Raw genomic sequence first — 23,670 nt, 5'->3', positions numbered from 1 at the left:
CTAGACAAAGCGAGATCGAGAGAAAATGCGCCATTTAGCATTCTATAGCGTGATGATAAAAAAATAGGCCAGTCAATTTCTTTAGGCAAATAAGACAAATTGGACAAATAATCCATTCCACCTCTTTATGATCCCATCTGAGCGCATTTTCATACGAGGATGAAAAAGTTTGTGCTACATCTCATTACAGAAAGCAACTTTTTTTAACATAGTTTCGTATTACGTCTTGTTGGTGTTGTTTGTTTTGCTTATAAAAGGTTAAAACAGTCAGCCAACTAGGATTATAGAAATCTAGGGGGAGTGAAGAATGATAATAATAACTAACGCTAAAAAAGCAGCGTTTGGCCTGTCCACTTCGGTAGCCATCGCCATTGCAACAGGTTTATCCGGTTGCGGCGGTAGTAGCGTTGAAACTGAAACCAACGTCAACGCTATCGATCCACAACAACCGGTTAGTGATTGGTTAATGGTGTGGAATGATGAATTTGATGGTACATCAATTGATGCTAACAAATGGACTCATGAAGTTGATTGTGGTGGTGGCGGTAATAATGAAGAACAGTGTTATACCGATGATGCTGCAAACTCTTTTGTTGCCGACGGCATGCTTAACATTGTCGCTCTTCCAGCTGCTGAAGGTGCTGCCAAGCCTTATACTTCTGCTCGATTAAACACTAAAGGCAATCAAAGCTGGACTTATGGTCGCTTTGAAATGCGTGCTAAGTTACCCGCAGGGCAAGGCGCATGGCCAGCATTTTGGATGCTACCTACCGACGAAGTTTATGGCGGCTGGCCTCGTTCCGGTGAAATCGACATTATTGAGGCGGTTAACTTAAAAGCCGGCACGAACGAAGGTGGCAGTGAAGCTAACGTTTATGGCACCTTACATTATGGTAAAGAATGGCCGGATAACAGTTCCTCAGGACAAGCTTATTTATTACCTGATGATATCAACCCAGCCGATGACTTTCACACCTATGCAATAGAATGGCAAGAAGGCGAAATTCGCTGGTATGTCGATGACTATTTATATGCAACGCAGCGTAAATCTACCGTACGTTATAACAGTAAAGATGAACCTGTTGGTTTGTCTCATCGTGGTTGGTTTACTGAAAACTTTAATATTGTTTCCGGTGAACTTGAAACACAATGGGAAAATGCGCCTTATGACCAACGCTTTCATTTATTGCTAAATTTTGCGGTTGGTGGAGACTGGCCATCGGCAGTAAATGATACGGGTATCGACGCTAGCGCCTTTGAAAATGGTAACTCATACATCATAGATTACGTGCGAGTATACCAATGTCAACAAGACACATTAACCGGTAAGGGTTGTGAAACCGTTCGTCCTGGTTACGATAGCTTTGACGATGCTATGGTTGAAGGTAAAGCGCCAATTCCGTCGCCGCCATCTACTGGGGTTCCGCAAAATTTAACCATTTTCTCGGGCACGATTAATCCGAATTGGCCAGCATGGGACTGTTGTGGTGGTTCAACACCTGCAGTCGTTACAGATGCTGATAAAGGAGATGTGGTTGAATTTGTTGTTGGCGCTGAACCAACAGTGATGGGCTTTATTTCTCGTGAAGCTTTTATTGATGACCCCGCAGGGCAACCGTCTCCATTTGATGCATCGCCGTTAATTGATTCTGGCACCTTGAAATTTGACATGAGGGTTGTCACAGCTCCTAGTAATGCCGACTCAACTTGGATACTAAAAGTTGAAAGTCAAGAAGGTACTACCGCCGTTGAAATGCCGCTAACGGCAAGCTCGGAAGGTGCAGCCCCTGAAACGGGCGCATGGCAAACCTATACATTTCCTTTACAAACATTAGCTGACGCCGGCTTAGATTTAAGTGCTATCGACGTGGTGATGATTTTCCCAGCTTGGGGCACAGGTGAAGGTGCTGTTTATCATGTTACTAACCTATCTATTGCAGGAGACGCGGTTGCTTCGCCTCAGGTAACCATATTTGAAGACGCAGAAAACACCAGCTGGCCAATGTGGGATTGTTGTGGTGGTTCAACGCCAACCGTAGAAACTGACGATGATGCACATGGCGCGGTAGCACAATTTAGTATTGGCGCCGAGCCAACCGTAATGGGCTTTATTTCAAGAGCAGCAAATACTGACACTCCGTCACCATTTGATGCTACTAGTATTTTAGCTAACGGTGTTGTGCAATTTGACATGAAAGTTGTCACTATGCCAACTGATGCCAGTGCAACTTGGACATTCAAAATTGAAGCCGATAACGCAGAAACTGCCGTTGAATTGCCGTTATCAGATAGTGTTGAAGGAGTTACACCTGTTGCCGACCAATGGCAAACCTATACCTTCAATTTAGCTGACCTTGCCAATGCCGGATTAGATGCAAGCGCAATTGACGTGCTAATGATATTCCCGGCCTGGGGTACTGGTGACGGTGCTGTTTACCGTGTCGACAATGTAAAAATCTATGATTCAAATGCCTCTACTGACTTTACTGGTCACATTTTATTTGCAGATGACGCCAAAGAGCAATGGAGTATTTGGGATTGTTGCGGTGGCTCAACACCTACGCTTGAAAATGATGACACAGACCATGGTATGACAGCAGAATTTGTCATTGGAGCAACACCAACGGTAATGGGTTTATTAGCTGATGATGATGTTTACTTGGACGCTTCGAGCTTGCTAAGTTCTGGCGTAATGCAATTTGAAATGAAAGTAATTAATGCGCCAAATGATGCCAACGCGGTATGGAAATTTAAAATTGAAGCTGGTGATACATCGTCTGCTGTCGAATTAGACCTAACGGCTAGCCAAGAAGGTGCAGCTCCTGTTGTTGGTCAATGGCAAACTTACACTTATTCGCTACAGAGTTTATTTGACGCAGGTTTAGACCTAAGTGCGATTGACGTGGTGATGGTTTTCCCAACATGGGGAACGGGTGAAGGTGCGGTTTACCGTTTAGACAACGTGATGATATTTGATCCAACTAGTGTGCCAACGGCTCAAGGCTTAACTTTATACGACAACGCACAAAATGCCGAATGGCCAATTTGGGATTGTTGTGCAGGCTCAACACCAACTGAAGAAGAAGATGATGCAGCACATGGCATGGTAGCGGAATTTGTTATTGGTGCAACGCCAACAGTAATGGGCTTCTTGGCAAACGATAATGTTTATTATGATGCAAGCGCATTACTACAAAACGGTGTTGTGAAGTTTGATATGAAAATGGTAAGTGCGCCAAATGATGCGAGTGCGGAGTGGAAGTTTAAAATTGAATCTGGCGATACCACATCGGCTGTTGAATTAGATTTAACCGCAAGCCAAGAAGGTGCAGCGCCAGTTTTAGGCCAATGGCAAACATACACTTATACACTTTCAGACCTATTTGATGCTGGCTTAGATGTTAGTGAAATTGATGTAATTATGGTTTTCCCTGCTTGGGGAACGGGTGACGGAGCAGTTTATCGACTTGATAATGTCGCAATAACAGCCCCGTAACACGTCATTTTAAAAACCTAATTTTAAATGTGCGGTTATTGATACTTAGCCGCCATAAATAAAACTAATTTTAACTAAGTAGGGTTAACATGAAACATTTAACATTCTCAAAAAAACATTTAGCTGTATGTATATCAGCAATTATTAGCTCGGGCTTTAGCCAACAAGTTTTTGCTGCGGAAGAAGACGCCGCATTAACAGAAAAAGAAGAAAACATTGAAGTGATCACAGTATCGGGTATTCGCGGTAGTTTAGTGCGTTCAATGAATATTAAACGTGATATGTCGGGTGTCGTTGATGCCATTTCCGCCGAAGAAATGGGTAAATTTCCTGATACCAACTTGGCGGAGTCTTTACAACGTATTACTGGTATTACGATTAGCCGTGAAAATGGTGAAGGTAGCCAAATTACTGCTCGTGGTTTTGGCCCAGAGTTTAACTTAGTCACTTTAAACGGTCGCCAAATGGCGAGCACAGGTTTTACCCGTTCATTCAATTTTGAAAACCTGTCGTCTGAAGGGGTTAGTGAGCTACAAACCATTAAAACCGCACGTGCCGATATGCCTACCGGTGGTTTAGGGGCAACGGTCAACATTGTTACCTCAAAGCCGTTGCAAAACCCAGGGCAAAAATTCTCTTTTATGGCAAAAGGCATTCATGACAGTTCGGTAGAAGCAGGTGATGATGTAACGCCGGAAATTGCCGGTATTTATAGTAATACCTTTGATGATGATCGTTTTGGTGTGTCGGCTAATTTTTCTTATCATCGTCGTGACTTTCAACGACAATCAGCCAATGTACGTTCATGGATCAGAAATCATAATATCAGTTTAGATCCTGAAAATGTCATTGATAACCGCCCTCTTGACGCTGAAGGTAATGTTGTTGAACAGTATACGATACTTGATGAGAACGGGAATGTTTCACCTATTGCCGCTTCATTCTTTCCGCAAGAAATAAGCTATGCACGTGATGACGTTCAACGTGAACGTACCAATGCCCAAGTGACTTTTCAGTTTGCGCCGACTGATGATTTAGTGTTCACCCTTGATCACACCATATCGAATGCAGTAACCGGCAATAACTCGCTTTCTTGGGGGGTATGGAACGGCTCATTTGGCGGCAATGCTAATTCTTATGAGTTAGATGAGAATGGCACCGCTATTTATTACAACTCTGCGGGTGATGATGGTTCGTTTACGTCGTTTCGCGAAACAACTGAAGTTGACTCAAAAGCCACAGGTATTAATGTTGAGTGGTATGCCAATGATAATTTAAGTTTTACTTTAGATGCCCATACCTCAAAAACTACAACCGATAACGGTAAAGATAAGGGCTTAGGCGCCAATGCTCGCGTTATTTTAGGCTCAGCCGACTTATCAAGCAAAGAATACTTCTTTAGAGAAGGTGATATTCCTGGTTTTAACATTAACTGGAATAATGGCACGCAAGAAATTAATCCGAACCAAATTGGCTCTAACTTTAGTATTTTTACCCGCACGCCGGCCGAGTCTGAAGTATCTCAAGTGCAGTTAGACGGTAAGTTAATCGTCGACACTGACTTTGGCTTAGAAACCATTAAATTTGGTACCGCCTACACCAAACAAACATTGACCGGTTGGGGCGGCTCGAACAATGCCAATGCTCCGGGTTTCAACAACGGAACTTTTGCTGAAATATTCCCTGATAGTATGTTTGAAAGAGTTGATTTAAGTGATTTTCTTGACGAGTTTTCTTTTGGCTCAGGTGGTGTTTCACCTGGTTACGCTTACACATTTGACCTTGATGAAGCCTATACCAGACAAGCCCTATTTCTAACCGAAGATGTAGTTGGTAGTGACGTTTATCAAATTGGCACTTTTGATAACTTCCCAATCAAGAAAGTTGAAGAAGAAACTATCAGCTTATATGTTGCTACCGATTGGGCATTTGAAATCAGTGGTTATGACGTGCAAGTGAACCTTGGTTTACGTTATGAACAAACTGACGCTGTTAGCCCAGCAAAAAGTCGCGTGGCGGAGCAAGTATACTGGGCCGGTGGCTCAGAATGGATCACTGAATTTGCTAGTGGCGGCGAAGTTGAAGTTGAATTTGAGGGTGAATACGACTTTTTACTACCTATGCTAGACATTAAAGTTGACCTAAGTGACGACCTAGTAGCACGGGCATCTATAGGTCAAACCATTACTCGACCTTCTTTAGGCGATATGTTGGGTAACCTAGATTTAACCCCTTCACCTAAAGTCGGTTCAAGAAGTGGTAGTCGCGGTAACACTAACTTGCAACCATTTAAATCAACCAACTTAGATCTGTCGCTTGAGTATTACTACGATGATGCAAGCTATGCTTCTGTTGGCTTATTCTGGAAAGATGTTGATGACTGGATTGCCGGCTCTTCAGTAAAGACAACTTATGAAGGTTTACATGACGTTTACTTAGGTCAGCGTTGGAATAATGCCGTATCTGCTATTGAAGGACGTGGTGAACAAGCTACTGATGCTGCTATTTACAATGAAATTGTTGCAAATGGTGTTGGTATTGGTGAGAACAATCGAGTATTACCCGACTCTGCAACTGACCCTTTAATCGAGTGGACTATTGATTCACCAGAGAATGTTGAAGCGCGTAAAGTTAATGGTATTGAGCTTGCTGTTCAACATCTATTTGGTGAAACTGGTTTTGGTGTTGGTGTTAATGCCACCTTTGTTGGCGGTGATGTTGATGTCGATAATTACTTCATTGGTCGTCAAAAGGTACTAGAAGGACTAAGTGATTCTGCCAACTTACAAATGTTCTATGAAAAGGACGGCTTGTCTGTCAAAGTCACTGGCGCATGGCGTGATGAATACTTAGTGGGTTTAGGCCTGCCTGATACAGGTGGTGACTCAGCACCTCTATATGCTGAAGAATTCCTGCAATGGGACCTAAGTGTTAACTATGAAGTCACTGACAATATGACGGTGTTTTTTGATGGTGTTAACTTGACCAACGAAACTGAACGCAAATATAGCCGTTTCGAAAATCAATTTGTCAGTGCCGCACAATATGGCCCAAGGTATGTGCTTGGATTTAGATACACTATGGGTGACTAAGCATTAGTGACTTAAGGGCTGCTTATTAAAGTAAACAGCCCGCGAACATTTGATGCGGTAGCTAAGGTTGTTATGCGTAGTAATACTTATTTTCTTGGCAAACTAATCTTCGTTATATCTTAGATGTTCGTGATAGCGTTAACTAAATCATCGTATTAATATTAAATTTAAAAATCGCAGTCAATTAGGCTGCGATTTTTTTATGCGCTCATTTATTTTATTTACAGTTTACGGCAAATAGCAACCAACCTTAATACCGGCAGTTATTAAGCACACAAGTTGTTAATGCTGACCTAAGAGCACTTTCAATCCCTTGTTATATCAATCATCATTATCAACAACTATGTCACAAATTTTCTTTTATTATCTAATAGCTATAAAGGCCAGAACACCGTTCCGGGTAATTTGATGCGATGAGTTATTTATATGCTTCATTTGCCTAAAGCGGCTGTAACTGATTGGTGATGCTGAACTATTAGTTACCCCTTAAACAAAGAACTTTAGGGACTATACTTGCCAAAGCACCAAGCTAAGCATAACTTTTAAGAACTAAAACAAGTTCTAATGATGATATTAAAATATGCTTTCGATTAGGCGAGGTAAAGATTATATATTTAGGAAAACCACTATCAGCAGTTATTCAAAGAAGAAAAAAGCACTCAAGGTTTATGAGTAATACCATAGTCGCTAACTTTCTGCGCTATACCGTCATAAAACTTGAGTGCAACCATCAGTACAGGGAGGTCTGATTGGAAACTGAAACTTAACGTATAAAGACTTAACTTTGCTCGGCGACAGAAAGTTCAGCATCAGCATCTGATGCCGGTACTGGGTTACTTTTACCCCGCCTAGCTTCTAGTTGCTGGCGAATATCAAGCGCCCTATCTTCCGTTATCGGATATTTAACGATCATCCAAATCGCTATACCTGAACTCAACATTGGGATCAAGACATCAAAAAGACGCATCATATATAGGGTATCAGCCGACTGTGCGCCTCCAAGCGCAACATCAAACCCGGTAGCATTTAATAAAAATCCGCCAACAGCTAACGCCAGCGCCATTCCAAGTTTGACCACCCACCAATATATTGACCCAAACATTCCTTCTCGGCGCTGACGCGTTTTCAGCTCATCAAAATCACAAACATCAGCAACCATAGAGCCCATTAAGGTAAACAAGCCACCTAAGCCAAATGCAATAAACACGGGAGGCACAAGTAGCAGCAATGGGTAGTCTGGGTTATAGCAAAACCACTTTAAGCCATAACCAAAAATCGACACGCTGGTTACAATAAAAAAAGCTTTTCTCTTGCCGACGGCTGCCGACAGCTTAGTCACTAAAAAAATGACGCAAAACGTCGATATGGCGGAGACAGTGCCAGACCAGCCGGCATACTCAGCACCTAAGGCCTGATCACCGGAAAAAACGTAATAAATAATGACATAGGTTTGAAATGACGCGACTAACATAAAGCCGTTAAAGACTAAAAATGTTGCTGCGCAAAGTCGTAAAAACGGAGAGAATTTAATCGTAGCAATAAAGCCCTTAAAGAAATCAGCCAGGCCACTAGGAAACTCTTCCTGAGCTGCAACACCTTCAGGTTTCTCTGCGTTATGCTTATTATCAATTTTTTCGAGCGTTTTTTCACTAGACAAAGTGAACCGTTCTTTTAAAAATATTGCTGGCAGTACACCAACTACGATAGCGAAAATACCTATGATTATCGCTAACCAACTGGCACCTTCCATCATATCGTCAAACATAACATCGGACTGCATAAACCATAAAAACCAAGGCGCAACTAACCATGCCATTTGCCCCATAAAGTTTTGAACAGCCATTAAACTCGTACGTTCATGATAATCAGGCGTTAGTTCATACCCTAATGCCACCCAAGGTGTGGCAAACACCGTATAGGCTAAATAAAAGATGATAGAGCCAATTAGAAAAAACCAAAAATAAAAGTTCTCGCTTTGTGCCAAAGGTACTTGCCATAGTAAAGCAAAAACAACACCTGAAAATATTGCACCAAAGAATATATATGGACGACGACGGCCCCATTTTGAACGAGTATTATCAGAAATATAGCCCATTAAAGGGTCGGTAATTGCATCGGTCAAACGAGGCAATGCACCAATGAGTCCAACTAAAGCAGGATTCATACCTAGGCCTAAATTCAACACGATTAGCATCGAGCCAATAGCCGCACCAAGCAAATTATTGGTTAATCCCCCTAGGCCATAAATAAACTTCTTAGTAAAAGAAATTCTATCTTCTGCTGCAGTTTGGCACTTTTGCGCTGAACTCATAACAAGGTATTCCATTGGCTGATTTAGCCTCTAAAACAGTGACATTAAAAGCATGAACGGCACTTGTTTGTTGTGACTAAATTTATAAATGTTACTTTGACCTTATCTGGAAATGTAAACGGCACAATAGAAATACGATGAGATGGTCATCTGTACACGATGAAGTGGTCCATCACAATATTTACATTGAATACCAATTGCGATGAGAGCAATCATAAATATAGCAACAAGGAATCTTTAGCAATTAAGAAATAGCTTATATAATCAACAACTTTTTATTTAGTGAAATTTCATACATTGCAACTAACGACTGCCCGCATCACCTCAACATTAGTCCACTTCAACGCGTTTTACTTGCAACAGTGCGCATAAATTCTAGAGTAAAGATAAAATTAAATAAAAATACGATAAAAATGCCAACTGCATCAATTAGTGAATCCAGAAAAACTAATTCAATTCAATATCAGTCACAAATAACTGCGCTGATAGCGCAAATGACGCTGCAAGAAAAAATAGGCCAGATGAGTCAGCTATCAGGATTAGCAGGGTATATTAATGATGAGTTAGCAGGCGCAATTCAAGCGGGACACGTTGGCTCAATATTAAACGAGGTTGACCTAAACACCGTTAATGAACTGCAACGTATTGCTATAGAAGAGAGTCGACTAGGAATTCCATTACTGATCGGTAGAGATGTCATTCATGGCTGCAAAACAATATTTCCAATTCCATTAGGCCAGGCGGCAACCTGGTCGCCTGAGCTAGTAACAAAAGCAGCGCAAGTTAGCGCCAAGGAAGCTTCAAGTTTAGGAGTTAATTGGACATTTGCTCCTATGATAGATATTAGTCGTGATCCTCGTTGGGGAAGAATCGCAGAAAGCCTAGGCGAAGATCCATATCTGTGTTCCACACTAGGCGTCGCCATGATAAACGGATTTCAAGGAAATTCGCTTGCAAGTGACGATAGTATTGCCGCGTGTGCAAAACATTTTGTTGGCTATGGGGCTTCAGAAAGTGGTCGTGATTACGCCAGTGTTAACTTAAGTGAGCATGAACTACGCAATGTTTACTTACCGCCGTTTAAAGCGGCAGCAGAAGCCGGTGTCGCGACATTTATGGCGGCGTTTAGTGACTTGAATGGCGTTCCTGCATCTGGAAACCGTTGGCTTATGAATGATGTTCTACGTGAAGAGTGGCAATATCAAGGCTTTGTCGTTAGTGACTGGGATTCCATTTCACAATTAAGCACTCATGGCTTTACTGAAAATGATAAAAGCGCCGCATACCAAGCAATAGATGCTGGCATAGATATGGAAATGGTTAGTCGCACCTATGCAGAAAATGTCGAGCAGCTAATTACTGACGGCAAAATAGACGAAGCAAACATCAATACCATGGTTGCTCGCATTCTCACCTTAAAATTTCAATTAAATCTTTTTAACTGTCCATATACCTCGGCAGAAAAACAACTAAGTTTGCTTTGCCAAGAGCATCTCGCCTTAGCGCAAAAAACCGCCGAGCAAAGCTGCGTACTATTAAAAAATGAACAAAACCTTCTGCCACTAGCAGCTAAGCGAATAAAGCGCGCTGCTATTATTGGCCCGCTAGCAAACGACGGTTATGAGCAATTAGGCACCTGGATATTTGACGGAGAAGAAAAACACAGCGTTACCTGCCTAGAGGCAATACAAAATTATGTCGATAGCCAAGTAGAAATCGACTATTGCCGTGCCTTAGAAACATCACGAGCAACATCACAAGAAGGTTTTAACGACGCGATATTATCGGCGCAACAGGCCGACGTGGCGATATTGTTTTTAGGTGAAGAGTCAATATTGTCAGGAGAAGCTCATTGCCGATCCTCAATCGACTTACCTGGCTGCCAAGAAGAACTGATCAGCGAAATTGCAAAAACAGCGACGCCCATTGTGTTAGTTATCATGGCCGGTCGTCCCCTAACATTAACTAAGGTGCTACCTCAGGTTGATGCCCTATTATATGCATGGCACCCTGGCACAATGGCTGGCCCGGCTATTTGCAATTTAATTTTTGGTGCAGCAATACCCTCAGGAAAGCTACCAGTAACATTTCCGAGAAATGTCGGCCAAATCCCATTATATTACGCCCAAAAGAACACAGGGAAACCCATTACTGATCACGAATTCGTTCACATGAATGATATACCCGCGCGGTCTCCCCAAACTTCATTGGGTATGGTTGCTGGCCACCTAGATACACATTTTTCTGCGCTTTTTCCATTTGGTTTCGGCTTGTCATATACTGATTTTAGTTACCAAAACATTCAGCTAAGTAAAGAAGTGCTCGGCTTTGATGACACTCTCACTGTTACCGTCGAAGTGCAAAATATCGGTAACCTTGCCGGTGAAGATGTTGCGCAACTATATGTTCGTGACTTAGTTGCAAATGTAACCCGCCCAGTCAAAGAACTTAAAGGTTTTCAACGAATAGCACTTAAAGCAAAAGAGAGAAAAACCATCTCATTTTCGCTAACAAAATCAGACTTAGCTTTCTATGATCGGAAGATGCAATTTGGCGCGGAAACTGGACAGTTTCAACTTTGGCTTGGTAATAGCTCTGACGCTACATTAAGCCGTTTTTTCACTTTAAGCAAATAAAGTAAACTTTTGAGTTGCACTTTGGATTATAACCTAATGATTTTTGAATTTAGTAGACAAGAAAATCACTTATCTTTAATAGCTGTAGAGATACCACTATGACCCTATTGTTGCAACAGTCCGAAATTATCGCCCAAGTAGATAATTTGCTATCTCAAATGACACTCGCACAGAAAATTGGCCAAATGACCCAAGTAGAGCGACTTACCTGCACACCAGATGAGGTTAAAAATTATCATATTGGCTCGATACTTAGTGCTGCAGGTTCATTTCCCGCTAACAACCGACCCAAAGACTGGTTAGCAATGCTCGATGAATATTGGCTAGCATCCCGAGACAGCGACAAGCAATACTTAGGAATACCGGTTATGTATGGTGTCGATGCCATACATGGACACAACAACGTATCTGGCGCGACAATTTTCCCTCATAATATTGCACTTGGTGCTAGCCGGAACCCAACATTACTTAACAACATTGCTCAAGTAACGGCCAAAGAGGTCATGACAACCGGTATAGATTGGGTGTTTGCACCAAACCTAGCTGTAGCACAAGACTGCCACTGGGGGCGAAGCTATGAAAGCTATTCAGAAGACCCTGCACTAGTTAGTCAATATGCTCCCTATGTAGTAACGGGGTTACAGCAAGAACAAAGTGGGCAACAACTTGTCGCCTGTATAAAGCACTGGGTTGGCGATGGTGGCACGCAACACGGCATAGATCAGGGAAATACTAAGTTATCTTTTCAAGAGCTAAAAAACACCCACATGCGACCATATTTTAGTGCTCTGGAGGCCGGTGCTCTTTCAGTAATGGTGTCATTTAGCAGTTGGAATGGAGACAAGTGCCATGGCAGTTACCAACTGATCACTGAAACACTCAAAGAAGATATGAGCTTCTCGGGGATTGTAATTTCGGATATGGAAGGAATAGATGACCTTAGCACTGATTTTTACCTCGCGGTCAGTAAAGGAATAAACGCTGGTATTGATGTTTTTATGGTGCCGCAAAACTGGCGTACCTTTATTGATCATGTTCATAGTCATGTTGAACTTGGGACGATTTCAATAAACCGCATCAATGATGCTGTTGCACGCATCCTCTCTGTCAAATTTGCCTTAGGGTTATTTGTCCAGTCACAACCCTCAAAGCGCACGTGGGCTAATCACCAAAGTTTTGGCTGTAAAATGCATAGAGATCTTGCTCAAGATGCTGTACGACAATCTTTAGTGCTACTAAAAAATGACAACAACCTGCTTCCGCTCAGTAAAAAGGCTCGCATACTTGTTGCTGGTAAAAATGCGCATAATATAGGTCACCAATGTGGCGGCTTTACCCTCGATTGGCAAGGGACTTCAAATAGTGATGATATAGAAGGCGGTACATCAATTTGGCAAGGTATTAAAAAAGTAGCCGCCAATGCGGTACTTTCTTCTGCGGACTTTGCCCAAGATGCAAATGCCAGCTTATATGATGTAGCTATCGTTGTAATTGGTGAAAAGCCTTATGCCGAAGGACTTGGCGATATTAGAGATGGTGAAAACACCTTGGTAGAGACAGGCTCACAAATGGACGGGCAAATGAAGCTATTAAAACCTTACGGTAACTCTCTTGAACTAGCGCTACTGCACCCAGAAGATTTGGCAACCATCATTAACATAAAAGCCAATGGCATCCCTGTTATTGTAGTGCTTATATCTGGCCGCACATTAATCATCAATAAGGAACTATCTAGTGCAAATGCGTTTATCGCTGCTTGGTTGCCAGGCTCAGAAGGACAAGGTATCGCAGATGTGATTTTTGGTGATTACAACTTTACCGGCAAACTGCCTTTTAGCTGGCCAGATCAAACATACACAAGCAATAAGCAAAGTGATATTTTATACAAGCCCCTCTTTCCATATGGTTTTGGCTTACGCTATCAACACAACTAGACGAGTTTTAGTTTTTAAATCAACAACAAGAAACAGAGGTAAAAATGCTCAGTATCAAAGAAAAAATATCATATGGTTTAGGGGATACAGCTAGTAATATTATATTTCAAACCGTAATGATGTTTCTCCTCATTTTCTATACTGATGTTGTCGGTTTATCTCCGGCTTGGGTTGGCAGTTTATTTTTAGCGGTGAGAGTCATTGATGCGATAACAGACCCTCTGATGGGATCTTGGGCTGATAGAACTCAAACTCGTTGGGGACAATTCCGCCCTTACCTATTATGGTTAGCCATTCCTTTCGGCATCGTCAGTGTGATCACCTTTATCGCACCAGACTTTTCAGCTAACGGTAAACTACTGTACGCCGCCGTTACCTATATTCTGTTAATGTTGGTATATACCGCAATAAACATACCTTATTCTGCACTTGGTGGCGTGATTACTGCTTCACCAAGCGAACGAGTTTCTGTGCAATCTTATCGCTTTGTTTTCGGAATGTTAGGTGGTCTTATTGTTGCAGCTTTAACTTTGCCACTAGTCGAATATTTTGGTCAAGGTGATACGGCGAAAGGCTATCAATTAACCATGACAGCCATGAGTGCTTTCGGGGTTATTCTATTTTTACTCTGTTTTTACGGTACTCGAGAACGAGTACATCAACCTAGAGCCAAGCAGGCTCCACTTAAAGAAGACATCAAGCTGCTATGGCAAAATGATCAATGGCGTATTTTATCACTTGCGGGGCTATTTTTACTGACTGGCCAAGTACTGCGAGCAACATTGGCTGTTTACTATGTAAAATATTACCTTAGCGTGCCTGAGCAAATTACCAACTTTATGACCTTAGGTATGATTGGCAGTATTCTTGGTTGTGCTTTATCTCAACAACTAGCCAAGCGAATGTGCAAAATTAGAGCTTATATTTGCCTGCAGTTTATTGCCGCCTGTATTTGTGTGGTTAGTTATTGGGTAAGACCAGAGCAATTAGAACTAGCATTTACACTATTCTTTTTATGGAGTTTCTTTTTGCAAATGGCAACGCCACTGCTGTGGGCAAAAATGGTCGATACCATAGATTATGGTCATTGGAAAACGGGGATAAGATTAAACGGATTAGTTTTTTCATCCGTGGTATTTTTCATCAAGCTAGGTGTGGCATTTGGCGGAGCATTTGCAGGCTGGCTATTGGCCTATTATGGCTACCAAGCCGATGTCGAACAAAGCAACACAGCAAAGCATGGTATTCAAATATCGTTTACGCTATTTCCCGCCATTGGTTCATTTCTGGTTGCTTGGGTCATGCGCTGGTATATTTTAGATAATAAAAAGGTTATCGATATACATCTAGAACTGAAAACAAGTCATTAATTATTTTTAAGCGATATCCGTACTTATTTATTCACCTTAAGAAGTACGGATTAGTTTGATAACACGTAAAGCTAAACCTTTTAAACACCCTTTCAGTTTCGGTTTCAGTTGGCATGTAAAGTCACGCCATAAAAACCAAGTTATTTTTAAGCAATTTATCTTATAAAATAATAGTTTAACAATTCCTCTGGAACTAAAGTACCATTCAATAATTACCATAGTTACGCCATGCTCTGGTCTATAACTTTTATCTTATTTAACATGGAAACTGGTCATGTATAAACATATCTGTACTTTTATCGCAGTTGTATCAACATTATTTTGCACTTTCAGCCACGCCAACTTTTTACCACTAAATAACTTCGGCACTAACCCCGGAGAACTAAGCGCGAGCTACTTGAAAGGTGCAAAAGACAATACAAACCTTATTGTCTTGCTCCATGGTTGCGTTCAACAAGGTGAAGTACTTGCAAAACAAAGTGGTTTATACGCTTTAGCAAGCAAAAAACAGTTTTCCCTGCTCATTCCACAGCAGAGCCAAAGTAACAACATTAAAGGCTGTTTTAATTGGTTTTCCAAACAAGATATTGAAAAAAACCAAGGTGAAAGCCTGTCGATAAAAAACATGATTTCAACGCTGAATACTCAGCAAAATATCACTAATATCTACATCATAGGCTTGTCTGCTGGCGGTGCTATGGCAAGTTCGATGTTGGTCAATTATCCTGAAATTTTTACTGCTGGTGCAATTGTTGCTGGCATACCTTACCCTTGTGCGGATAATTTAATCACCGCCATCGCTTGTATGCGCAGCGGCCCATCGCAACAATCATCGCAATTAACCCAGTTAGTAAAACAAAAAAACAGCTCAAACAACAATTGGCCGCCATTGTCAATTTGGACCGGCACTCAAGACTCAGTGGTAAATCCTATTAACGCGCAACAATTAGCCATACATTGGGCGGAGTTAAGCCAATCGTCACCACAACCAAAGGTATCAAACCATCCTGGTTATAAAGTCAGTCAATGGCAAGGACAAAATAAACTACCCGATGTCGAACTCATTGAAATTGAAAATATGACTCACGGTATCGCGATAACACCTGATATAGCCAATGGCGGCAGTGAGGCTCCTTTTGTTATTAAAGCGCCAATTAGCACAGTTCAGTATTTACTGAATGCTTGGGAAATTTAGCCGTAGCAATATAAAAACTACAATTACTATTTAAAAAATCAATATAAAACAATGATTACAATGACTTAACAACTAATACGAACAGCATACTACTATAGTACAAATTATCTTCTTGCAAATTTACTATAGAGTTTTATGCACACTAATGAAAACAATAAAGTGCGTAAATTAGCTATTTATTAGATATAAAAATACGGGGAAAAATTATGAAACGTTATGCAGGTAGGTTGAGTTATTTAGCCTTAACAATTTCAGCGGCACTCACCAGCCAAAACACTATGGCTGCGCAAGCTAATGAGCAATTAGCTGATGATCCAACATTAGAACGTATTGAAGTCACCGCGCGAAAATCGGTTGAAAGCTTACAAGAAGTTCCGGTGGCAATAACATCATTAAGCGCCGATGAACTTGCAGAGAAAGGTATCGAAATAATCACCGAAGTTCAGCAATTTTCCCCGAACACGACATTACAACGTAGCCGCGGCACTAACTCTACCATCACCGCATTTATTCGTGGTGTCGGTCAACAAGATCCATTATGGGGTTATGAAGCCGGCGTTGGAATTTATATTGATGATGTCTATATTGCCAGACCGCAAGGTGCAGTACTCGATTTACTCGACATTGAACGAGTTGAAGTATTACGCGGACCACAAGGGACACTTTATGGTAAAAATACTATAGGTGGTGCGATTAAGTATGTCACCAAAGAAATGTCTGGTGACGCTGAGTTAAAAATTCAAGGTACCGTTGGCCAATACAATCAAAAAGACATAAAGCTAACCGGTCAATACCCGATCATTGCCGACAAACTTTATGTCGGTTTTGGTTTAGCCAGCTTACAACGTGACGGGTTCGGCGACTATTTAAGCTCTGATCTCGATAATCAAAATAAAGAAAACTACAATAAAGACGTTGTCGCAAGCAGAGTTAGTCTTGAATATCACGCCAGCGATAATTTACTTTTTAGTTTCAACTGGGATAAAACCCAAGACGACTCAAATGCCAAAGGCGGTTATCGATTACTGCCCAGTATACTCACTGATGCGCCGGTGCCAGACAGTTTTTATGATTCCTACACCAGTTTGCCAACATGGAATGAAGTCGAACTAGAAGGCATCAGCTTTAGCGCTAAGTGGGACGTTAGTGATGCTACAACATTAAAATATGTTTTTTCATCGCGCGACAGCTACTCACCAACAAATATCGACTTTGACAACACCTCTTTGAGAATTTTTGATGTTCCTGCGATATATGACGACGAACAGAAAACGCATGAAATTCAGCTCAATAACATCGGCGAAAATTATAAACTTGTTTCTGGTTTATATTATTACGATGGTGAATCATGTGGGCAATTTGAAGCCATTTTAGAAGTATTAGGGCAAAGCGCTTTTGGCGCTCCCGGTTTAACACGAGAAGTCAGTGGTTGCAGCAATTCCACCAGTAAAGCTGTTTATGCGCAATTAAGCTACGACCTATCAGAGAAATGGTCTGTTACCGCTGGAGCACGTTACACTAAAGATGAAAAAGCAGCCTTAGTACGCAACGGGTTAATATTTGACACTGTCTATCCTGAGTCGGGCTGGATTGATGGCTATATTCGACCTGAGGGAGACTTAGTTCCCATTGTGCTTGACGATGAAGATGACTGGTCTAAATTTACGCCTCGTATTGGCCTTGAATATCAAGCTAATAGTGATTTAATGTTCTTTACCAGTTTCTCGCAAGGTTTCAAATCAGGTACATTCAACCCGCGTGCAACCACAGCAGAGCCCGCGGCAAATCCTGAAGAAGTTGATTCATTTGAAATAGGTATGAAAAGCGAATGGCTAGATAATCGCTTACGTGCCAATATCACACTTTTCTCGCTTGATCACAAAGACCGTCAATACATCTCAGTGCTACCAAGTGAAGATGCAACTGAACTCAATCAAAGGCTGGGAAATATTGGTACTTCAGATGCAACCGGCGTTGAAGCTGAATTTACTTACTTAGCTACTGAAAGCCTAATGTTATCCGCAAGTTTTGGCTTTATCGACACTGACTTTAAAGAAGTCATCGATACCGACCCAGACACAGGTGAAGAATTTGACAAGTCAGACTCATTCTCAATTTCAAATACCCCAGACTACACCTTTAATCTTGGTGTGAATTACACCATAGAATCAACGGTTGGCGATTTTATTGTTAACGCGAGCTACTACTATCGTGACGATTATGTTTTGTTTGAAGAAAATAGCTTACTGACTCAAGATGGTTATGGGTTAACCAACGTCAGCGTTGTTTGGTACAGTGATGACGGTAATTGGAACGCAGGATTACATGTTAAAAACTTAACAGATGAAGATTATATGGTCGGTGGTTATCAGTTCGTTGCACCATTAGACGATGGTGGTTATGCTCCAGGCTTAGGCGGAGATAATACCTTAATCGGCTATTATGGTGATCCCAGAACAGTATCCTTCACTGTCGGATATCAATTTTAATTGATTATGTTATTGTCTGAATATCAGAGCTGAATAATTCAGCTCTTTCATTAAGACCGAGAACTGGAGTTTTTTATGTCAGCAGCAAAAGTTATTATCGCCGACGACCACCCGTTATTTCGCACGGCGTTAAAGCAAGCGATAGCGGAGTGTATTGATGATGACGAAACATTGGAAGTAGATAACTTTCACGATTTGCTCACCGCGGTTACCAGCAATAACAGTTTAGAAATTGTTTTTCTCGATTTGCATATGCCGGGCAACGACGGTTTTACCGGTTTAACTCAGCTACAAAACCACTTTCCAGATATCGTCGTGATCATGGTTTCGTCAGACGACAACTCTGAAACCATGCAAAAAGCGATAAACTTTGGCGCCGCGGCATTTATTCCCAAATCAGCCGATTTAACCACCATTGCCCAAGCCATTGATACGGTATTAGAAGGTGATATTTGGTTACCAAAACATATAGAGTTTAATGCCGACCAACAAACTGATTTGGCACATCAAAAACTCGCAAAACAATTAAGTCAGCTAACCCCACAACAGTACATAGTGTTAACCCAGATAGCAGATGGACAATTAAATAAACAAATCGCCTACGATCTCGAGATCAAAGAAACCACAGTCAAAAAACATGTTTCCGCGATATTATTAAAATTAGAAGTGAACAATCGCACACTAGCCGGACTCGCCTACCAGCAGTTAATGTTAAGCCCAACACAACACCTAAATGTCTCTTAAGCTTAACCAACCTAGACGCTTTTTTATTATTTTGGAAGGTGCTAACTACACTCAGAAAATGGATATTAAGCAACTAGCACTAAAGGAGTATCAAGTGCGATATTAGTTTGCTAACACGCTATCAAGAGCTGAAGTTGCTGGTCAAAATATTGAAGAGATGACCATTAAAGTGGGGATGGCATTATCCTTTTGAATGATTGTTATATGTTTTACTCAGCATGACAAACAGCAACCAATTTGTTGCCAAAAGGATCTCGGACATACGCAGCATAAAAATTTGGATGAACTTCGCCCCTTATTCCTGGTGCACCTTCATCTTGCCCGCCATTATTTATTGCCATTGCGTGAAATTTGTTAACTTGCTCTCTTGTCTCAGCAAGCAGCGCAATATTAACACCATTTCCTGGGCTGGCCGGTTTACCATTAAAAGGATTCCCAATCCAAAGACAGTTAACGCCAATTCCTATATTCTCTTTCTTTCCATAACCCGCAAACGTATCCCCAGTATCTTCCCTTGCATAGCCGAGTACAGACATTACTTGATCATAGAATTCTATAGACTCGGAAAGATTATTTGTACCTAGCATCACATGACTAAACATTCTCATAGCCTCAAATTAAACACATAACTCCCAAATAACCACCAACTGTTATTTGTCATACTGCAAAGTTGATACTAAGAGTATAAGTGCTGCTGACCTGCGAGTGCATCATTTTCTAGCGCTTTTATGTCCCCTTAATAACAATGCTTTTCCTAGCTCAGTTTACTTAAGCAATTGGCGCATCATGCGCTTTAACGCTAATGACTTAACCGGTTTACGTAAAAATAAAAATTCAGCATCGCTAGTGTGTTGCCTAACTCCCTCTGAAGGATCGGCAGAACAAATGATCACCGGTTGCAAACATTGTTGTATTTTCATCATCGCCAGCACCAAATCAACACCATTTTGGCCATAATCTAAATGGTAATCAGCAATAATGATATTGGGCAAACAATCAATATTAGCCAGCTTTTGTTGACATGATTGCTGATCATGGCCGGTAATCACAATACAGCCCCAATCGGTAAGTTGCGAGGCCATAGCTGTTAACATTAGCTCATCATTATCTATCAATAATACAATAACGTTATTAAATGGCTTATCCAGCGATACTTCTGCTAAGGCCCCTAAGCCATTATTTAACTTGGTTTTAGTACTTTGAGTCATTACTTTCTTTTCATGACAAGGATTAACTCTTGGTATAGCAATGCTAAAGCATGTACCTTTGCCCAGTTGGGATTTCACCCCAATTGAAAGGCCGAGTAATTGGGCCATCCGCTCCGATATTGCCAGCCCTAGGCCTAATCCTGGTATTTCACGATTTTGTGCTAAGCGCTCAAACTCACGAAAAATGGCCTTTTGCTTCAGCAATGGAATTCCCGGACCATTGTCCCAAACTTCGACACGAATAGAGGTTTTTGTGCGTCGTACTCCCAATAAAATACGATTTTCAATGCCAGCTTTATCTCCCTGTTTATCATTGCAATAATGCACAGCGTTCGACAAAAAATTTTGTATTATTCGTCTTAACATGCGCTTGTCTGAGTGCACAAAACATTGGCTTAATTGAGATGAGAAATGAATACCCGCTTGCTCAGTTAGTACTGCAAATTCATTGTTAAGTGGGTTTAATAAATCATCGAGTGCGAATTGACTTTTTTCTACTTTCTCAGAGCTATTATCTAATCGCGAAATCTCGACTAAGTCTGACAACAATGCTTCAACTACGTTAAGAGAGTCGTCAATATGTTCAGCGAGTGCGGTTAACTCTTGTCCTTGAACTTTCTTTTTTAACATTGAGGTAAACAAAGATAATGCATTAAATGGCTGCATAAGGTCGTGACTTGCAGCGGCTAAAAATCGACTTTTACTACTATTTGCCGCTTCAGCTTCTGCTTTTGCTTTTTGTAATTCTTGCGTTCTATTTGCAACACGCTTTTCAAGACTTTCATTAGCCTTTTGTAATGATTTTTCTGCTTCAATATGTGCGGTTATATCAGAGAAGGTACTGACAAAGCCGCCACCGGGCATTGATTGCCCACGTATTTCTAATACGATGCCGTTAGGCATTGTTCGCTGGAAGTGATGACTATCACCATTGCGCATATGAGCAATACGTTTAGTGATCATCTGCTCATTATTCTGTTGGCCCGCTATAATACCTCTGGCGATATTGTGTTTAAGTAATGTTTCAATCGGTAATCCCGCTTGAACAAATCCTTCAGGATAATCCAATAACTGAATATAGCGTTGGTTCCACGCGACCAGCCTCATATCGGCATCAACGACACTAATACCTTGTTCTATATTTTCAACACCTGATTGCAGTAGTTCCCGATTAAAGCGGAACATTTGACTTGCTTCATCAACAATACTAACAACATCTTCTAATGGTACTTCATCTGCTGTCGATGCTGCTTTCATTACCATACGGGTAGAAGCTGAGCCTAAAACACCAGACAGCTGCAAACGTGTAAATTCAACAAGATTTACCGGCACTGTTTTCGTTTGATTAGATTTTGCTATTTGCATTAAAGCGTCGGCAGAGTCTTTGTCTATAAAACGCATCAATAAACTGTAGAGATCTTCAGTGCTAAGATTTCGCTCAAATTTACTCTGACTTTTATTAATGAAAATATCCGCTTGCAATTTTTCACCAACGCTGCGATGAGTTAATAAAGAAACCAAGACAAAACAGACAATATTGCTCAATAAACTGTAGAAAACGCCATGACTCGTGACATCTAAAAAGTCTATACCCAACAGTGCTGTGGGCTTTAACCAAGTAAGTCCAAAAACTCCACTTTCTATCCAAATTAAGTTAGGCGCAATAATAGGTAGTAATAAAGTAAAAAACCACACCAGGCTGCCAACAATTAAGCCGGTTAATGCCCCTTTTGCATTGGCTTTACGCCAATACAGTGCACCAATAATTGCTGGGGCAAACTGCGATAGCAACACAAAAGAGAGTAAGCCAATACTGGCCAAATGACTTTGCTGATTAATACTACGTTCAAATGCAAAGGCAAATAGCAATATTGCAGCAATAGCGAGTCGGCGCTGTTTTAGCAACACGCCGGCAAATTGCGGGGTAGCAGCTTTTGTGAACCATTTAAATTTTAAGGTTATCGGGGTAATCACTTCCGTTGAAATCATAGTGCTTAGCACGATAGCTGAGACAATAACCATGCTAGTTGCCGCTGCTAGGCCACCTATATATACCACAACGCCCAACCAAGCTTGTTGAAAAAATAAAGGTAAAGTCAGTACATAGGTATCAGCATCAACACTGCCACCAGGGAAAGTAATCAACCCCGCAATGGCTATCGGTAAAACAAAAATATTGATTAAAATGAAATAAAGTGGAAACAACCAACGGGCTGTTTTTAATTCTTGTGGGTGATGATTCTCGATCATCATCATATGAAATTGTTGCGGCAACACAAAAATAGTTATTGCGCCTAAAATTGCTTGGGCAATAGCGAGGTAAACAGAATTATTTTCGCTGAATAGCGCGCGACTTTGCTGCTGAGTAATAAGATCAGCAAAGCCATCAAAAATAAAGAACGTTGCAAATATACCAACAGTCGTTAAGGCTAATAATTTCACGATAGAGCTAAAAGCTATGGCGAGCACTAAACCTTGGTTTTGCTTACTGGCGGCAATTTGGCGAGTACCAAATATAATGCTAAAAATAATTAATACTACAGTGACCACAAATGCCGTACTGATGCCCGATTGAAAGGTGCCGGTCAGTAAATCAAAGCTGGTGCTAATTGCCCGTAATTGCAAGGCAATATAAGGAATGGTGCCGGCCAGTGCTATCAAGACCACGGTTATGGCTATTTTAGGAGAACGGTCATATCGAAAGGCAATAAAATCAGCTATTGAAGTTAAGTTTTGCTGTTTGATAATATTCAGCATTTTCAACAGCATTGGCCAAGCCAATACTAAACAAAGCATAGAGCCAATATAAATAGGCGCTAGCCATGCCCCTGTGGTTGCTGCCTGCCCTACCGTGCCGTAAAAAGCCCAAGATGTACAACTAACGGCCAAAGATAAGCTATATACCCATGGCTTACAGCGCCATTGTTCTGGTGATTGGTTCTGACCTTTATAAGCAACTAAAAAAAGTAGGCAGAGATAACCAATAGAAAGAATGGTGACTAACCATGTGTCAATAGATAACCAAGCTAACAAGTTTATTCCTTTGTTTAATATCGTTATGCACGCAGCATGGGCAATTTATGATTTAGCATATCATGCTCGCCAGTACGTTGTAGTGCACTAAGGTAGTACTTATTTTCCTAATTCCCTAGGGTAGTCTAGCCATTCGTTACTTATCAGTTTAAAAATTATCAT

General features: G+C 41.1%; 11 protein-coding genes. 8 read left to right on the top strand and 3 right to left on the bottom strand.

Annotation, left to right across the window (positions count from 1 at the left end; all coding sequences use genetic code 11):
* The first annotated feature begins 307 nt into the window (after nt 1-307).
* Entirely contained in the window at nt 308-3,496 is a 3,189-nt protein-coding gene (locus tag AC27JP_RS14815) for a family 16 glycosylhydrolase (protein ID WP_487116420.1), read from the top strand.
* An 89-nt stretch (nt 3,497-3,585) separates the two neighbouring features.
* The gene (locus AC27JP_RS14810; RefSeq protein WP_487116418.1) at nt 3,586-6,588 is read left to right on the top strand and encodes a TonB-dependent receptor; all 3,003 of its coding nucleotides are present in this window, start codon (nt 3,586-3,588) and stop codon (nt 6,586-6,588) included.
* 778 nt (nt 6,589-7,366) lie between these two features.
* On the opposite strand, the gene AC27JP_RS14805 is transcribed toward AC27JP_RS14810, so the two are convergent.
* A complete protein-coding gene (locus AC27JP_RS14805) occupies nt 7,367-8,899 on the bottom strand; it encodes an MFS transporter (RefSeq protein WP_487116416.1) in 1,533 nt (510 codons plus the stop codon).
* A 413-nt stretch (nt 8,900-9,312) separates the two neighbouring features.
* Here AC27JP_RS14805 and bglX point away from each other — a divergent pair, with 413 nt between their 5' ends.
* The 6 genes from bglX to AC27JP_RS14775 all read left to right on the top strand — a co-directional run bounded on the left by bglX (nt 9,313) and on the right by AC27JP_RS14775 (nt 19,267).
* Complete coding sequence (gene bglX, locus AC27JP_RS14800) at nt 9,313-11,535, top strand: beta-glucosidase BglX (RefSeq protein WP_487116414.1); 2,223 nt, start codon at nt 9,313-9,315, stop codon at nt 11,533-11,535.
* A 98-nt stretch (nt 11,536-11,633) separates the two neighbouring features.
* Nucleotides 11,634-13,469: a glycoside hydrolase family 3 protein gene (locus AC27JP_RS14795; RefSeq protein ID WP_487116412.1), complete on the top strand. Its 1,836-nt coding sequence runs from the start codon at nt 11,634-11,636 to the stop codon at nt 13,467-13,469.
* Between the two features lie 44 nt (nt 13,470-13,513).
* Entirely contained in the window at nt 13,514-14,839 is a 1,326-nt protein-coding gene (locus tag AC27JP_RS14790; RefSeq protein ID WP_487116410.1) for a glycoside-pentoside-hexuronide (GPH):cation symporter, read from the top strand.
* A gap of 274 nt (nt 14,840-15,113) precedes the next feature.
* Nucleotides 15,114-16,034 carry an extracellular catalytic domain type 1 short-chain-length polyhydroxyalkanoate depolymerase gene (locus AC27JP_RS14785; RefSeq protein ID WP_487116408.1) on the top strand — a complete coding sequence of 307 codons (921 nt, stop codon included), beginning with the start codon at nt 15,114-15,116 and terminating at the stop codon, nt 16,032-16,034.
* 206 nt (nt 16,035-16,240) lie between these two features.
* Nucleotides 16,241-18,523: a TonB-dependent receptor gene (locus AC27JP_RS14780; protein WP_487116406.1), complete on the top strand. Its 2,283-nt coding sequence runs from the start codon at nt 16,241-16,243 to the stop codon at nt 18,521-18,523.
* A 75-nt stretch (nt 18,524-18,598) separates the two neighbouring features.
* Entirely contained in the window at nt 18,599-19,267 is a 669-nt protein-coding gene (locus tag AC27JP_RS14775; RefSeq protein WP_487116404.1) for a response regulator, read from the top strand.
* A gap of 209 nt (nt 19,268-19,476) precedes the next feature.
* Here AC27JP_RS14775 and AC27JP_RS14770 read toward each other — a convergent pair whose 3' ends face one another.
* Complete coding sequence (locus tag AC27JP_RS14770; RefSeq protein ID WP_487116402.1) at nt 19,477-19,869, bottom strand: VOC family protein; 393 nt, start codon at nt 19,867-19,869, stop codon at nt 19,477-19,479.
* Nucleotides 19,870-20,031: 162 nt separating this feature from the next.
* Entirely contained in the window at nt 20,032-23,508 is a 3,477-nt protein-coding gene (locus tag AC27JP_RS14765; RefSeq protein WP_487116400.1) for a PAS domain-containing hybrid sensor histidine kinase/response regulator, read from the bottom strand.
* Nucleotides 23,509-23,670 lie beyond the last annotated feature (162 nt).

This window comes from Colwellia sp. SU-HH01172, from assembly GCF_057553355.1.
The sequence above is the reverse complement of the archived record's forward strand: the minus strand, read 5'-3'. Positions and strand labels throughout refer to the sequence as shown.

What these genes read in the sequence shown, in the direction of transcription:
- AC27JP_RS14810 (WP_487116418.1), top strand. Translation starts at nt 3,586, where the DNA reads ATGAAACATTTAACATTCTCAAAAAAACATTTAGCTGTATGTATATCA.
- AC27JP_RS14805 (WP_487116416.1), bottom strand. Translation starts at nt 8,899, where the DNA reads ATGAGTTCAGCGCAAAAGTGCCAAACTGCAGCAGAAGATAGAATTTCT.
- bglX (WP_487116414.1), top strand. Translation starts at nt 9,313, where the DNA reads ATGCCAACTGCATCAATTAGTGAATCCAGAAAAACTAATTCAATTCAA.
- AC27JP_RS14775 (WP_487116404.1), top strand. Translation starts at nt 18,599, where the DNA reads ATGTCAGCAGCAAAAGTTATTATCGCCGACGACCACCCGTTATTTCGC.
- AC27JP_RS14815 (WP_487116420.1), top strand. Translation starts at nt 308, where the DNA reads ATGATAATAATAACTAACGCTAAAAAAGCAGCGTTTGGCCTGTCCACT.
- AC27JP_RS14795 (WP_487116412.1), top strand. Translation starts at nt 11,634, where the DNA reads ATGACCCTATTGTTGCAACAGTCCGAAATTATCGCCCAAGTAGATAAT.
- AC27JP_RS14780 (WP_487116406.1), top strand. Translation starts at nt 16,241, where the DNA reads ATGAAACGTTATGCAGGTAGGTTGAGTTATTTAGCCTTAACAATTTCA.
- AC27JP_RS14770 (WP_487116402.1), bottom strand. Translation starts at nt 19,869, where the DNA reads ATGTTTAGTCATGTGATGCTAGGTACAAATAATCTTTCCGAGTCTATA.
- AC27JP_RS14790 (WP_487116410.1), top strand. Translation starts at nt 13,514, where the DNA reads ATGCTCAGTATCAAAGAAAAAATATCATATGGTTTAGGGGATACAGCT.
- AC27JP_RS14785 (WP_487116408.1), top strand. Translation starts at nt 15,114, where the DNA reads ATGTATAAACATATCTGTACTTTTATCGCAGTTGTATCAACATTATTT.